Here is an 11,592-nt window from a genome sequence, read left to right as displayed (position 1 = left end):
CGGCGTGAGCCGGCGGATGATGCTCAGCCCGTTTCGAGGTCGGGCGCAACGTCACCCGGCTGCCGCAGCATGCGTCGCGCAATCTTCTCCTCGCTCGGCACCTTGACGTCCCAGGCCAGTCCCAGCGCTTCCAGGGCCCGGATGAAAATAAAGCCCGGATCGAACTCGAACCAGCGCAGGCCGAAGGCCGCGGAATAGGGAAAGGCGTGGTGGTTGTTGTGCCAGCCCTCGCCCCAGGCAAGCCAGGCCATCACGCCGAGATTGCGGCTGTTGTCGTCGCGGGTGACGAAAGGCTGCGCGCCAAAACTATGCATCACGGAATTGATCGCGGACATGGTCTGCTCGACCACGAACATGCGCACCACGCCGCCCCAGAGCAAGCCGGTGAGTGCGCCCCACGGGCTCATGGTGACAAGGCCGCCGATCGCAGCCGGCAACACCAGGCCGAGAACGACCCAGGTGTAATAGTAGCTGTTGACGGCAACCAGCCTGCGATCCGCCATCAGATCCGGGACATAATGCGCGACGTTGGGATAATCGTGCGCGATCATCCAGGTCAGGTGCGCGTGCAGGAAGCCGCGCAGGCGACCGAACGCGCCGTCCCCGTGCAGCCGCGGCGAGTGTAGATCGCCATCGTGATCGGACAATTCGTGGTGCCGGCGGTGCATGGCCGCCCAGGACAGCATGGGACCGCGTCCGGCCATCGATCCCATCACGACCAGGATCGCACTCATCGCCGTGGAGGTCGCGAAGGCGCGGTGGGTGAAGAGCCGGTGATAGCCGACGGTAAGGCCGAGGCCGGTGACCAGCCAGAAGCCGACGAACAGGCCAAGCTCCATCGCGCCGATCGGGTGGTAGAGCAGAAGGGCCAACGCCAGCAGCGTGCCGACGAAGGGCAAAACGTCGAAGATGATGAAATGCCGGCGCTGCATCCGGCGAAAATGCCGGCTGCGGATAATTCGATGATCGCGTTGCTGCTGCACGGGCGGGATTCCAGGGCACCGACTATGAGTACATACCCCCGCGCCGGCCGCAACCCAAGCGACCGCCCAAGGTTTCAACAGCCACGAAAACCGATACAATCGGCCGGACGCGCCAAAACGCGTTGAAATATCGCCCCTTTCCCCTTGCCCCACGAGCCGCCATGCCGTCACGTGCTGCGACGATCTTGACCGTACTGTCACTTCTCATTGCGGGACCGGCCATGGGATTCGATTCGGCATTTGATTCGGCTTTCGACCTCGAGGCCCATCGCGGCGGGCGGGCGCTGTTGCCGGAAAACACGCTTCCGGCCTTCGCCAACGCGCTCTCGATGGGTGTGGACACGCTGGAGCTCGACGTCGGCATCACCGCAGACGGAGAAGTCGTCGTGTCGCATGAGCGCGGGCTCAATCCCGATATCACGCGGGATGCGAGCGGCGCCTTTGTAGCGGCCCCCGGCACGCCGTTCGTAAAACTGCGGCTCGCCGATGTCAGGACCTACGACGTCGGCCAGATCCGGCCAGACAGCCCTTACGCAAAGCAATTCCCCGACCAGCGCGCCATGCCCGGGACCCGCATTCCGACCTTGAGCGAGCTGTTCGCGCTGGTGCGCAAATCCGGCAATACGCGCGTGCGCTTCAACATCGAGACCAAGATCGATCCTAACCATCCGGACGAGACGCTCGATCCGCAAGCTTTCGTCACCAGGCTGCTTGCCCTGATCGAAGCCGAAAAGTTCTCCGACCGCGTCATGATCCAGTCGTTCGACTGGCGGACTCTGTTGCTCGTCCAGCAGCGCGCACCGAAGATGCCGACGGTGTACCTGACGCTCCAGCGCGGCTCGAGCCAGACGGTGGCGCTGGACAAGGCGACCAACTGGACGGCGGGGTTCAGCCCGGCCGATCATGGCGGGTCGCTGCCCCAAACCATCAAGGCTGCGGGCGGCGCGGTCTGGTCACCCTATTTCGGCGATGTGACCGCGGCGCTAATCGTCGAGGCCCATGCGCTCGGACTGCGTGTCGTGGTCTGGACGGTCAACAAGCCTGAGGACATGGCGCGCATGATCGAGATCGGCGTCGACGGGATCATCTCCGATAGGCCCGATTTGTTGCGGCAGGTCGCAGGCGAGAAGGCAATTGCGTTGCCCGCGGGGACAGCGGTGGAGCCGTGAGGCCGAGCCGCAGGCTTTCTGCTACGAACTGTCCCTACTCCCCGTCGCGCAAGCGCCGGTACAGCGCGCCCAAAATGTTGGAGTAATCGTCGGTCCAGACCCGCACCCTGTCGTCGGCTTCGGTCTGCTCCCATGATTTCGACGATGCGAGCCTGCCGACGTCGGCATCCTCGCGGGCGGATATCACGACGTCGGTCGAGAAGATGTAGTCACCATCGCGCCCCGAATCCTCGTTGTAGACCCAGCTCTTGAGATCGTTGGCATCGGCGATGCCGACCACGACGGTCTCGAGATCGAGGTGGCGGTTGGAGACGTGCATCACCACGGCGCCGTGCGGAGCGAGCTTGTCCTTGTAGATCTTCATCGCCTCCTCGGTCGCAAGATGGATCGGGATCGCATCGGACGAATAGGCGTCGACGATGATGAGATCATAGGCGCCGTCCGGCTCCTTCGCGAAGGTGAGGCGGGCATCGCCGATCACCGGCTTCAGGCCCGGCATGCAGCTCGAGATGTAGCGGAAATTCTTCGGATCGCTTGCCGCGTCGACCATGGACTGGTCGATCTCGAAGAAGGTCCAGCTCTCGTTGGGCTCGGCGGCGCAGGCGAGCGTGCCCGATCCGACACCGATCGCGGCGACCTTCAACGGAGCGCCCTTGCGTTCCCGGATCGCGCTGACGGCCTGACCGATGCCGCCATCCTTGTGATAGTAGGTGATCGGCTCGGGCCGGCCGGTGACCGGTGTGCCGTCATTGTTGAGGAAACGCTCGGCGCCGTGGATCGTGGTGCCGTGCATCAGCACATGGAAATAGCCGCCGGGCGTCACCACGATCTTGTGCACGCCGAAGAAGCTGCGCACCGTGGTGACGCGGCCTTCGTCCGCCGGATAAACCCGGATCAGCGCCAGCGCCAGCGCGACGGTGGCGAATATCTTCCAGCGGCCGGCGTTGACCGCCAGCGCCAGCAGCGCGGCGAGCACGCCGACGCCGCTGGCCAGCCAGACGCGGTGATCCTCGAACCAGCTCGACAGGGCGCCCGTCGTGGCAAAGGGCGTAACGAGCACGACGACCAGCGCGGCAAGCGCCAGCCAGTACCATTTGACGATGCCCGCCAGCCGCTCGTTCGCGGGCGGCCGGCACAGCGCGGCAAGCGCAACCAGGATCGGATATTCCGCGATCCAGGAGAATGTGAACGGCGCAACCAGCCCTGCGAACAGGCCGCCGACCATGCCGCCGAACGACAGCGCGACATAGAATCCGGTGAGATATCTGGCGCCTGGCCGGGTCCGCGCCAATTCGCCGTGGCAGGCCATCGCGATGACGAAGAAGCACAATTGATGCCCGCCGAGCGTCAGCAGCAGGTTCTGTTCGCCCCCGAAGGCCAGCAGGAAGACGATGCCCGCGATCGCGACCGGCTGGAGCATCAGCATCCATTTGTGCGGCAGCAGCGGCCGCGACTGGAACACCACCACCCAGGTCAAGAGGTACAGCGACAGCGGCAGCACCCAGAGCAGCGGCGCGGCCGCAACATCGGTCGAGATGTGCGCGGTGACGGCGATCAGCAGGCCGGACGGCACTCCGGCGAGGAATATCCAGCGCAGCCGCGTCATGAAACCGGGCGCCGGCGCATTCAAATCCTCGGTTCGTGCATCGACCATGGCCAGCTTCGGCGAGCGCAACAGCAGCACGCCGCATGCTGCGATCAGGAGGATCAGAATGCCGTAACCGCCAGTCCAGAGCCGGTTCTGCGTGTGCAGCGTGAACATCGGCTCCAGCAGGAACGGATAGGACAGCAGGGCGAGGAAGCTGCCGATGTTGGAGGACGCATAGAGGAAATAGGGATCATGTCCGGCAGGATGCCCGGTGCGGACGAACCAGGCCTGCAGCAACGGATTGTTGGCGGCGAGCGCGAAGAACGGCAGCCCGATCGAGATCACGAACAGGCCGAGCAGCCAGATCGCGTAGCCCGAAGCGGGCGGATCGCCATAGGCGGAGGCGATGCCGAGCGGCAACGTGACGAACGCCGTGATCAGCAGCAGGAGATGCACCACCACCGGAACGATGCGGTTCTTCACCTGCATCAGGAGATGCGCATAAGCGTAGCCCGCCAGCAGCAGCGACTGGAAGAACACCATCGCCACCGACCACACCGCCGGCGAGCCGCCGAGCCGCGGCAGGACCATCTTGGTGAACAGCGGCTGCACCGAGAACAGCAACAGCGCGCTGACGAAGATCGCGGCGGTGTAGACCGTCAGCAGCAGCCGGTTGCGTGACGAGGACGGCTGCTCCGTGGCGGGTTGTACGATCGAATCCATGGAAGCTCCGGCATAATCCCGGCGGGTGCCGGGCGCGCGCAATGGAGCACAAGGCGCCTGAACGAGCAATAAAGGGTCTCGTGATGTTGCAGCAGGGAATGCTTCATATACAGATGTCATTCCGAACCGGGTCGCACAGACCGTCCCGGAATGACCGTGGAACAGCTTGCACCCTTCATGATCGAAACCGACGTCATCATCATCGGCGCTGGCCATAACGGCCTCACCTGCGCGGCCTATCTCGCGATGGCCGGCTTGCGGGTGCGCGTGGTCGAGCGCCGCAAGGTGGTCGGCGGGGCCGCGGTCACGGAGGAGTTTCATCCGGGCTTCCGCAATTCGGTGGCGGCCTACACCGTGAGCCTGCTTAACCCGCAAGTGGTCCGTGACTTGAAGCTGGCCGAACAGGGCCTGCGCATCGTCGAACGGCGCGCGCAGAATTTTCTGCCCGCCCCCGACGGCAGCTATCTCCTCACCGGCGAGGGGCGGACGCAAGCGTCCGTCGCACGGCTGAGCGCGCATGACGCAAACGCGCTCGACGGGTTTTCGCGCGAGCTGGAAGATATCGCCGACGTGCTCCGGCAGTTCGTGCTGCGCGCGCCGCCAAACCTGCTCGATGGTTTCGGCACGGCCTCGATCCGCGAGGCCGTGAACGCATTCCAGAGCGCCAATATCCTGCGCGGGCTGTCGCTGGAGCAGAGCCGCAGCCTGCTCGATCTCTTCACCCGCTCGGCCGGCGAGATGCTGGACGAACGTTTCGAGCATGATCTGGTCAAGGCGCTGTTCGGCTTCGATGCCATCGTCGGCAATTATGCCAGCCCCTACGCCGCGGGCTCGGCCTATGTGATGCTGCATCACGCCTTCGGCGAGGTGAACGGCAAGAAGGGCGTCTGGGGTCACGCCATCGGCGGCATGGGCGCGATCACCCAGGCCATGGCGCGCGCCGCACGCGACCGCGGCGTTGTGATCGACACCGATGCGGGCGTGCGCGAGGTCATCATCGAGCGCGACCGCGCGGTCGGCGTGGCGCTGGAGAACGGCACGACCATCCGCGCGAAATATGTAGCGGCCAACGTCAATCCGAAGCTGCTCTATACACGGCTGGTCGCGGCCGATGCGCTGCCGGCCGACTTCCTCGCCCGCATCCGGCACTGGAAGAACGGCTCCGGCACCTTCCGCATGAACGTCGCGCTCGAGCGCCTGCCCTCGTTCACGGCGTTGCCGGGCGACGGCGATCATCTCACCTCGGGCATTATCCTGGCCCCTGATCTCGGCTACATGGACCGCGCCTTCCTCGATGCCCGCGCGCACGGCTGGAGCCGAGAGCCGGTCGTGGAAATGCTGATCCCCTCGACGCTCGACGATACGCTCGCGCCCGCAGGACAACATGTCGCGAGCTTGTTCTGCCAGCACGTGGCGCCGGAGCTTCCCGATGGAAAGTCGTGGGACGACCATCGCGACGAGGTCGCCGACCTCATGATCGCGACGGTGGACAAATACGCGCCGGGCTTTGCGACCAGCGTGCTCGGCCGCCAGATCCTGTCACCGCTCGACCTCGAACGGCAATTCGGCCTGCTCGGGGGCGACATCTTCCACGGCGCGCTGACGCTGAACCAGCTGTTCTCAGCCCGGCCGATGCTGGGCCATGCCGATTATCGCGGACCCGTGAGGGGCCTCTATCATTGCGGCTCCGGCGCCCATCCCGGCGGCGGCGTCACGGGCGCGCCCGGCCACAACGCCGCGCAGGCGATTTTGAGGGATCACCGCAGCCTGTTCGGAAGCCGTAGATAAGCCCGTGGATGGGCTGTGGACAAGGCTGTTGGCAGAGCTGTGAAAGAGCGGTGGGTAACGCCCCTTCAGGCCTGGTACAAGTCGGCGGAAAATCCGGGGATGTGCGGCGGAATAATCCGTGGACAAAGTCCGGAAAAACCACCGGAAAGCCTGTGGGCATTCTGTGAAAGCCAATCCCAAAAACGACTTCGCCCGCCGGGGGGCAATTCCCCCGACGGGCGCGGCTCGAAAGCAGTCGTATGGAGAAATGGCCCCGCCGGGAGATGGAAGGCGGAAATTACTTCAAGGAGGTGCTAATCGAGGTGAACTTCTCGTTCATCGTGGTGCCCAGGCCGTTCACCACGGTGATGATCGCCAGCGCGATGCCGGCTGCGATCAGACCGTATTCGATTGCGGTTGCACCTGAATCGTCGGTCCAGAACTTCAAAATCATGCGCTTCAAGTTTCGCCTCCTATTCTATTTCAAGCTGTGTGGGTTGCCCAACACCCGGAAATGTACGGGGCACAACCTGCGGTCGGGTTAATCTCTTAGATGCAAGTTATGAGAAAAATCGGGAACAAAAGTTCCAAAAATTGAACCGGACGGAACCCTAAGAATGCAGCCTTCCCCCACCCATCGCGCCAGTTTTTCGATCGGCAGCGAGATCGCCGCCAAGCGCATCGTCGACGTCCTCACCGAAATGTTCTTCGAGGACGATGCGGCGGTCGCCGCCTTCGAGCAGCCGAACGGACAGTGGGACGTCGCGCTGCATTTCGCGAACGCGCCGGACCGGGCATGGCTGCACGAACTCGTTGCAACTTCAGCAGGAAATGAGATTGCAGACACGCTGGCCTTCGACACTGTCGAAGCCAGGGACTGGGTCAAGTCGAGCCTGGAAGATCTCGTCCCGGTGCCGGCCGGGCGCTTCGTCGTCCACGGCAGCCATGACCGCGACCGCGTGGCGCCAAACAAGCTCGCCATCGAGATCGAGGCGGCTCTCGCCTTCGGCACCGGCCATCACGGCACCACACGCGGCTGTTTACTCCTGCTTGACCATGTCCTGAAAAGCACCCGGCCCGGCCGCGTGCTCGACCTCGGCACCGGGACCGGCGTGCTGGGGATAGCGGCGGCGAAGGCGCTTCATCGCGCGGTGCTGGCCTCCGACATCGACCCGGCCTCGGTCAAGGTGGCAGCCGAGAACGCCTTGTTGAACGAGGTCGGTCACCATGTGCGCGTGATCCGTGCCACCGGATTCGCTGCGGCCGATTTCGGCAGATGCGCCCCGTTCGACCTGGTGCTGGCCAACATCCTGGCCAATCCGTTACGGCAATTGGCGGGCCCGTTGACGCGGCACCTCGCGACCGGAGGGCGTGTCATCCTCTCCGGCCTGTTGACGCCCCAAGTCCCCGCCGTGATCGCCGCCTACCGCGCGCGCGGCCTCGTGCCTCTGAAGCACTTGCGGATCGAAGGATGGAGCAGCCTGTTGCTGCGGAAGATGGGGTGAGTACCGGTGCTGCCGTAAATGCCGCTACTTTGCCGCCTTCTCGTCCCGGCGCATCGCGCGCTCAGCCTGCGAGGCGCGCCTCGCGCGGCGTTCGGCGAAACGGTCGATCATCTGGTTGATGAGGCCGCGCGGTTTCTTCGGTGTTGCCGCAGCCGGGGCGCGGCGCACCGGCGGCGTAATCTTCTCAAACGTGAACGCTGGCATCGAGTGTCCCCTCGTCGTTGAGATGAACAACTTGCTCGAATTTCCCTGTTATCCGGACGAAGCGCAACTGCCGCATCCTGTACTCCACTCAATTCGAATGGAACTTGTTCAAGCACAGTCCATGCCAGATGCGACCTCAAATGCGTCTACATTGCGGACTGATCCGCATGATCCTAAAGTGATCCACCATGTTCGAAGCGCACTTCCAGACATTCGAGGAGCCCGAGGCCGGCGTCGCGTTGACGGCGCGGTTGGCCGCGCTCCGTGAAGAACTCGCCCGCCGCAAGCTGACCGGTTTCGTGATTCCACGCGCCGATCAGCAGCAGAATGAGTATGTGCCGCCGTCGGAAGAGCGTCTGGCCTGGCTGACCGGTTTTACCGGCTCGGCAGGACTGGCGGTGGTGTTGACGCACGAGGCTGCGGTGTTCGTCGATGGCCGCTACACGATCCAGGCGGCCAAGCAGGTCGATTCAAGGGCCTGGGCCGTGGAATCTCTGATCGATCCCCCGCCGGAAAGCTGGATATCGGCACACCTGAAGGCCGGCGACCGCCTAGGATTTGATCCGTGGCTGCACACTTTTGCGGCAGCCGAGCGTTTGTCCGCCGCCTGCACCAAGGGCGGTGCCGAGCTGGTCGCCGTCGACAGCAATCCCGTCGATGCGATCTGGCAAGACCGACCACAGCCGCCGATTGCGCCGGTCACGGTGCACGGGATGCAACATGCCGGCGTGGCTGAAGCCGAGAAGCTGACGCAGATCAGAAGCGAGATCGGCAAGCTCGGGGTCGATGCGTTGGTGCTGTCCGACAGCCATGCCGTGGCCTGGACCTTCAACATCCGCGGCGCCGACGTCGCGCACACGCCGCTGCCGCTGTCCTATGCGCTGGTGCCGAAAGACGGTCGTCCCACCATCTTCATCGATCACCGCAAGCTCTCCAATCTGAGCCGCGACCATCTCGAGCAGTCCGCCGACGTGCGCGAGCCCGATGCGATGGCGCCGACGCTGATGGCGCTCGCCAAGAGCGGTGGATCGATCGCGCTCGACAATGCGACCGCGGCCGACGCCCTCAGCCGGCTGATCACGGGCGCCGGCGGCAAGCCGGTGCGCGGCAGCGATCCGATCGCACTGCTCAAGGCGGTCAAGAACACGACCGAGATCAAGGGCACGCAAACGGCGCACCGGCGCGACGCGGTGGCGCTGGCGCGCTTCCTCGCCTTCATCGATCGCGAGGCGGCAAGCGGCAAGCTCACCGAGATCGACGCGGTCGAGGCGCTGGAGACGTTCCGTCGCGACACCGGCGCGCTCAAGGACGTGTCGTTCCCGACCATATCGGGCACCGGCCCAAATGGCGCCATCGTGCACTACCGCGTCACCCGCAAGAGCAACCGGCGGATCGTGCCCGGCGATCTGCTGCTGATCGATTCAGGTGCACAATACGAAGACGGCACCACCGACGTCACCCGCACCATGGCCGTGGGCGAGCCGACCGCGGAGATGCGCGACCGTTTCACGCGTGTGCTGCGCGGTCACATCGCGATCGCGCGGGCGATCTTTCCCGACGGCGCCACCGGCGCGCAACTCGACACACTGGCACGGCAATATCTCTGGGCCGCCGGCGTCGATTTCGAGCATGGCACCGGCCACGGCGTCGGCAGCTATCTCTCGGTGCACGAAGGACCGGCGCGGATATCGAAGCTCGGCACCACGCCGCTGAAGCGCGGCATGATCCTGTCCAACGAGCCCGGCTACTACAAGACCGACGGTTTCGGCATCCGCATCGAGAACCTCGAACTGGTGGTCGCCGCCGATATCAAGGGGGCGGAAAAATCGATGAACGCGTTCGAGACGCTGACCCTGGCGCCGATCGACCGCCGGCTGATCGATGTCGGCATGCTCGGCAAGGACGAACTCGACTGGCTCAACGCCTATCACGCGCGCGTCAGGACCGAGGTGCGGCCGGCCCTGGACGAGACGACGAAGGCCTGGCTGGACCAGGCCACGGCGGAGCTGAAGGCGTAAGTTCGCCATTTACGGGCTCGACGCATAGCACCACGCGCTTTGCGCAAGGCTCATTTCCACCCCCCGCTGTCATGCTCCGCGAAGGCGGGGAATCCAGTATTCCAGAGACATCAAACGTATGCGGAGATGCCGCGGCGTACTGGATCGCCCGGTCAAGCCGGGCGATGACACCGAGTTTTTGACGCGAGCAACGCGCCCAATCGGCGCCATGGTGCCCTCATCATAACCGTCCCGGAATCCGTATAGCCGCATTCCGAAACGCCGATATCCGTCTTGCGCGGGCGCGCTACAGTCAGATTCGAATTTCTACGAGACGGACACGCATGCACGGCATGATCAGCAAGCCGGCGGACACGGCGAAGAACCTCGCGACCTCGCGCGTGGTGTTGCTGCTGCTCGTCGTCATGACCGGCATCGCGCCGATCTCGCTCTACATGCTGGTTCCGGCGCTGCCGGTGCTGGCGACGACCTTTGGCAGCGACATCTCCGTCGCGCAGATGACGGTGTCGCTGTACATGGTCGGCATCGCGCTGTCGCAACTCATCATGGGCCCGCTGTCGGACCGTTTCGGGCGGCGCCCGGTGCTGCTTGGAGGCCTGGCGCTGATGGTGGTCGCCAGCGTCGCCTGCATCTTCGCGGAAACGCTGCCGCAGCTGATCGCCGCGCGCTTCTTCCAGGCGCTGGGCGGCGCCGCCGGCATGGTGGTGAGCCGCGCCATCATCCGCGACATCTACGAGCGCGACCGCGTCGCCTCGATGATCAGCCTCGTCATCGCGGTGCTGATGATCGGGCAGATGGTCTCCCCGCTCACCGGCGGCCTGATCGAGACTGCGTTCGGCTGGCGCGCGATCTTTTACGCCATCACCGTCGCCGCGATCATTGTCGCCGTCGGCATCGCATTCGCGCTGCCCGAGACCCGCCGAGACCGCGCCGCCGGCAGCGGCTTTCGCGGCGATGTCGGCATCCTGATCCGCAACCGCGCCTTCGTCGGCTACGTGATGTGCCAGGTGCTGGCCTCGCAGATCATCTTCACCTTCGCCGGCGGCGGCCCCTATATCGTGGTGACGCAGATGGGCAGGACCAGCGCCGAATACGGCGCGTGGTTCGCGACGACGGGTTTTGCCTATCTCGTCGGCAATCTGCTCTGCGTGCGCTTCGCGCCGCGGCACTCGTTGGAGAAGTTGATCTGGTTCGGCCTCGCGCTCCAGCTTTGCGGCAGCCTCTTGAACCTGCTGTGGAGCTTCACCGGCTGGAACGAGGCACCCGCCTGGCTGTTCGGCACGCAGATGATCGTGATGGTCGGCAATGCCTTCGTGATGGCGAACTCCGCCGCCGGCGCCATCAGCATCCGTCCCGAGGCCGCCGGCACCGCCTCAGGTGCGATGGGCTTCCTCCAGCAGGGCATCGGCGCGTTGATGTCGCAATTCGGCGCCTATCTCGGCGGCCATTCCGCGACCACGCTGCCGCTCACCGCCGCAGTGCTGGCGATCTCCCTGCTGTGCGCCTGCACGATGATCTTCGTCGTCCCCCGCCGCGAGGTCATGGTGAGCGAGACGCTGATCGGGCAGGCGGAGGAGGAAGAGAGCGGGATGATGTGAGGAGCGGGATGCCCTCTCACCGTCATTGCGAGCGCAG

General features: G+C 64.8%; 9 protein-coding genes. 5 read left to right on the top strand and 4 right to left on the bottom strand.

Going from position 1 to position 11,592, the window contains the following annotated elements:
- Positions 1–23: 23 nt before the first annotated feature.
- Complete coding sequence (locus tag AC0L20_RS11460; protein WP_473288610.1) at positions 24–983, bottom strand: acyl-CoA desaturase; 960 nt, start codon at positions 981–983, stop codon at positions 24–26.
- 161 nt (positions 984–1,144) lie between these two features.
- Here AC0L20_RS11460 and AC0L20_RS11455 point away from each other — a divergent pair, with 161 nt between their 5' ends.
- Positions 1,145–2,152, top strand: coding sequence for a glycerophosphodiester phosphodiesterase (locus AC0L20_RS11455; RefSeq protein ID WP_473288609.1), 1,008 nt, complete (start codon positions 1,145–1,147; stop codon positions 2,150–2,152).
- Between the two features lie 34 nt (positions 2,153–2,186).
- Here AC0L20_RS11455 and AC0L20_RS11450 read toward each other — a convergent pair whose 3' ends face one another.
- Complete coding sequence (locus AC0L20_RS11450) at positions 2,187–4,463, bottom strand: spermidine synthase (protein ID WP_473288608.1); 2,277 nt, start codon at positions 4,461–4,463, stop codon at positions 2,187–2,189.
- Between the two features lie 177 nt (positions 4,464–4,640).
- Here AC0L20_RS11450 and AC0L20_RS11445 point away from each other — a divergent pair, with 177 nt between their 5' ends.
- Positions 4,641–6,251 carry a phytoene desaturase family protein gene (locus AC0L20_RS11445; RefSeq protein ID WP_473288832.1) on the top strand — a complete coding sequence of 537 codons (1,611 nt, stop codon included), beginning with the start codon at positions 4,641–4,643 and terminating at the stop codon, positions 6,249–6,251.
- A 277-nt stretch (positions 6,252–6,528) separates the two neighbouring features.
- Here the strand turns inward: AC0L20_RS11445 and AC0L20_RS11440 are convergent, their stop codons facing one another.
- Positions 6,529–6,684, bottom strand: a complete 156-nt coding sequence (locus tag AC0L20_RS11440; RefSeq protein ID WP_456769831.1) for a Flp family type IVb pilin — start codon at positions 6,682–6,684, stop codon at positions 6,529–6,531.
- 163 nt (positions 6,685–6,847) lie between these two features.
- Between AC0L20_RS11440 and AC0L20_RS11435 the strand changes: the two genes are divergently transcribed.
- Positions 6,848–7,735, top strand: coding sequence for a 50S ribosomal protein L11 methyltransferase (locus tag AC0L20_RS11435; RefSeq protein ID WP_473288607.1), 888 nt, complete (start codon positions 6,848–6,850; stop codon positions 7,733–7,735).
- Positions 7,736–7,759: 24 nt separating this feature from the next.
- On the opposite strand, the gene AC0L20_RS11430 is transcribed toward AC0L20_RS11435, so the two are convergent.
- Positions 7,760–7,939, bottom strand: a complete 180-nt coding sequence (locus tag AC0L20_RS11430; RefSeq protein WP_473288606.1) for a hypothetical protein — start codon at positions 7,937–7,939, stop codon at positions 7,760–7,762.
- 188 nt (positions 7,940–8,127) lie between these two features.
- On the opposite strand from AC0L20_RS11430, the gene AC0L20_RS11425 reads away from it, so the two are divergent.
- Together AC0L20_RS11425 and AC0L20_RS11420 are read left to right on the top strand one after the other, a co-directional pair.
- Entirely contained in the window at positions 8,128–9,957 is a 1,830-nt protein-coding gene (locus tag AC0L20_RS11425) for an aminopeptidase P family protein (protein WP_473288605.1), read from the top strand.
- A gap of 323 nt (positions 9,958–10,280) precedes the next feature.
- Entirely contained in the window at positions 10,281–11,555 is a 1,275-nt protein-coding gene (locus AC0L20_RS11420) for a multidrug effflux MFS transporter (RefSeq protein WP_473288604.1), read from the top strand.
- Positions 11,556–11,592: the final 37 nt, after the last annotated feature.

It is taken from the genome of Bradyrhizobium sp. Kon58, assembly GCF_055807455.1.
The sequence above is the reverse complement of the archived record's forward strand: the minus strand, read 5'-3'. Positions and strand labels throughout refer to the sequence as shown.

Bases quoted from the DNA above. Each gene is read 5' to 3' on its own strand.
- AC0L20_RS11420 (WP_473288604.1), top strand. From the start codon at position 10,281: ATGCACGGCATGATCAGCAAGCCGGCGGACACGGCGAAGAACCTCGCG.
- AC0L20_RS11440 (WP_456769831.1), bottom strand. From the start codon at position 6,684: ATGATTTTGAAGTTCTGGACCGACGATTCAGGTGCAACCGCAATCGAA.
- AC0L20_RS11425 (WP_473288605.1), top strand. From the start codon at position 8,128: ATGTTCGAAGCGCACTTCCAGACATTCGAGGAGCCCGAGGCCGGCGTC.
- AC0L20_RS11445 (WP_473288832.1), top strand. From the start codon at position 4,641: ATGATCGAAACCGACGTCATCATCATCGGCGCTGGCCATAACGGCCTC.
- AC0L20_RS11455 (WP_473288609.1), top strand. From the start codon at position 1,145: ATGCCGTCACGTGCTGCGACGATCTTGACCGTACTGTCACTTCTCATT.
- AC0L20_RS11435 (WP_473288607.1), top strand. From the start codon at position 6,848: ATGCAGCCTTCCCCCACCCATCGCGCCAGTTTTTCGATCGGCAGCGAG.
- AC0L20_RS11450 (WP_473288608.1), bottom strand. From the start codon at position 4,463: ATGGATTCGATCGTACAACCCGCCACGGAGCAGCCGTCCTCGTCACGC.
- AC0L20_RS11430 (WP_473288606.1), bottom strand. From the start codon at position 7,939: ATGCCAGCGTTCACGTTTGAGAAGATTACGCCGCCGGTGCGCCGCGCC.